Origin of the sequence: uncultured Methanofollis sp. (assembly GCF_937919355.1) — an archaeon.
Lineage (GTDB): Archaea > Halobacteriota > Methanomicrobia > Methanomicrobiales > Methanofollaceae > Methanofollis.
The window spans coordinates 1-2,079 of sequence record NZ_CALFSA010000046.1; the positions used below are offsets into that span (position 1 = coordinate 1).

The 2,079-nt window shown below is 61.5% G+C and carries 3 protein-coding genes; all 3 read left to right on the forward strand.

Going from position 1 to position 2,079, the window contains the following annotated elements; all coding sequences use genetic code 11:
- A partial coding sequence (locus tag Q0520_RS02365; protein WP_342765231.1) for a putative PEP-binding protein occupies positions 1–408 on the forward strand: 408 nt, incomplete at its 5' end.
- Positions 401–1,498, forward strand: a complete 1,098-nt coding sequence (gene mfnA, locus Q0520_RS02370) for a tyrosine decarboxylase MfnA (protein ID WP_298666064.1) — start codon at positions 401–403, stop codon at positions 1,496–1,498. The genes Q0520_RS02365 and mfnA, both read left to right, overlap by 8 nt.
- Positions 1,491–2,042, forward strand: coding sequence for a hypoxanthine/guanine phosphoribosyltransferase (hpt, locus tag Q0520_RS02375; protein WP_298666067.1), 552 nt, complete (start codon positions 1,491–1,493; stop codon positions 2,040–2,042). Before mfnA ends, hpt begins: the two co-directional genes overlap by 8 nt.
- The last annotated feature ends 37 nt before the right edge of the window (positions 2,043–2,079 follow it).

The following is a 2,079-nucleotide window of genomic DNA, read 5'->3' on the forward strand; positions in this document are numbered from 1 at the left end:
GTGGACGAGGTCGCCCTCGGCGTCATGATCGAGATCCCGGCCTGCGCGATCCTCATCGAGGACTTCTGCAAGGCCGGCATCTCCTTCGCCTCCTTCGGCACGAACGACCTGATCCAGTATACCATCGCCATCGACCGGAACAACGAACTCGTTGCCCCGATGTACAACCCGCGGCACCCGGCAGTCCTCAAGCTGATCAAGGACGCCATCGCCGTCTGCCGGCAGTACCATGTCGAGTGCTCCATCTGCGGTCAGGCCGGTTCTGATCCTGCAATGGTCGAGTGGCTCATCGAGAACGGTATCACGAGTGTTTCGGCAAATATCGACGCTGTCCCGAAGATCCGCGAGACTGCAGCGCGGACGGAGAAGCGGATGATCCTCGACTCTGTGAGACTCAAGAATGCGTGAAACAGGCATATCGGAGGAAGAACTTTTTTCCTTCCTCTCTTTGAAGAAAAGAGAGGATTCTAATTACCACCATGTACTCAGCTCGATGTGCACGGTCCCCCACCCGGTAGCAGTGCGTGCGCACCAGATGTTCATCGAAGCGAACCTCGGCGACCCCGGCCTTTTCCGGGGGACGGCGTCCATCGAGGAACTCCTGGTGGAACGTATCGGCACCCTTTTCCACCACCCCCATGCCGGGGGTTATGCGACCTCGGGCGGGACCGAGTCGAACCTCCAGGCCCTCAGGATCTATGCAAAGATGAAGGAGTCGCGCCGCCCGAATGTGATCGTCCCGGAGTCGGCGCATTTTTCCTTTGAAAAGGCCTGCGATATCCTCCACATCGAGATGCGGACCGTGCCCTGCGACGAGACCTTCAGGGTGGACACCGCCGCCCTGCAGGAGCGTATCGACGGGAACACCTGTTGCGTCGTCGGGATCGCCGGGACGACAGAATACGGCGTCGTCGACCCGATCCCGGAGATCGCCGGGATTGCCCATGACAGGGGCGTTCCCCTCCATGTGGACGCCGCTTTCGGCGGCCTTGTCATCCCCTTCCTGCAGAAGACGATCCCCTTCGACTTTGCCGTCCCTGGCGTTTCGAGCGTCGCCGTCGACCCCCATAAGATGGGGATGAGCACGATCCCGTGCGGATGTCTTGTCGTCCGGGACCCCGCCTGGTTCAACCTCCTCAACGTGGAGACGCCGTACCTCACCGTGAAGCAGGAGTGCACCCTTGCCGGGACGCGTTCTGGCGGTGCGGTCGTCGGGGCCTTCGCCGTCCTCGAGTACCTCGGCATGAGCGGGATGAAGGCGGTCGTCGAGGGGTGCATGAAGAATACCGCACGGCTCATCGAGGGTATGGAAACCTTCGGGTACCGTCGGGCCGTCACTCCCGACCTGAATGTGGCAACCTTCGAGGCCGGCGCCGTTCCGCCGGGCTGGCGGGTCTCCTGGACGCGGCGCGGGCATATGCGTATGGTCATGATGCCCCACGTCCACAGGGACGTGATCGAAGAATACCTCAGAGACGTAGGTGAAATCGATGCTTGAAAGGCTGAAATCATCGCTTGAGTCCTGTCCTATTGTGCGGCGGGGAGACTACAACTACTTCATCCACCCGATTACAGACGGCGTGCCTCTCCTCGACCCCTGCCTCCTCCGTGAGGTGGCATGTGCGATGGTCAGCGTCATGGACCTCCGCGGCGTCGATAAGATCGTCACCGCCGAGGCGATGGGCATCCACATCGGGACCGCCCTCTCCCTTGTGACCGATATCCCCCTGAACATCATCAGGAAGCGCCAGTATAACCTCCCGGGCGAGGTCGCCGTCCACCAGTCGACCGGTTACTCGAGCGGGCAACTCTACCTGAACGGGATCGAGAAGGGCGATCGCGTCGTCATCATCGACGACGTGATCTCCACGGGCGGCACTCTCAAGTCGGTCATCACCGCCCTGGAGAGCGCCGGTGCGGAGATCAAGGATATCTGCGTCGTGATCCGGCGTGGGAACCCCTCCCTCGACCGCCCGTTCACCACGCTCGTCACCATCGATGTCGACGAACACGGGGTCCATGTCATTGATTCGTGCCGCTGATCTTGCGGAGAGGGTGAAGGCGAAGGGTGCGCGGCGT

Coding starts and splice junctions, on each gene's coding strand:
- mfnA (WP_298666064.1), top strand. CDS start 401: ATGCGTGAAACAGGCATATCGGAGGAAGAACTTTTTTCCTTCCTCTCT.
- hpt (WP_298666067.1), top strand. CDS start 1,491: ATGCTTGAAAGGCTGAAATCATCGCTTGAGTCCTGTCCTATTGTGCGG.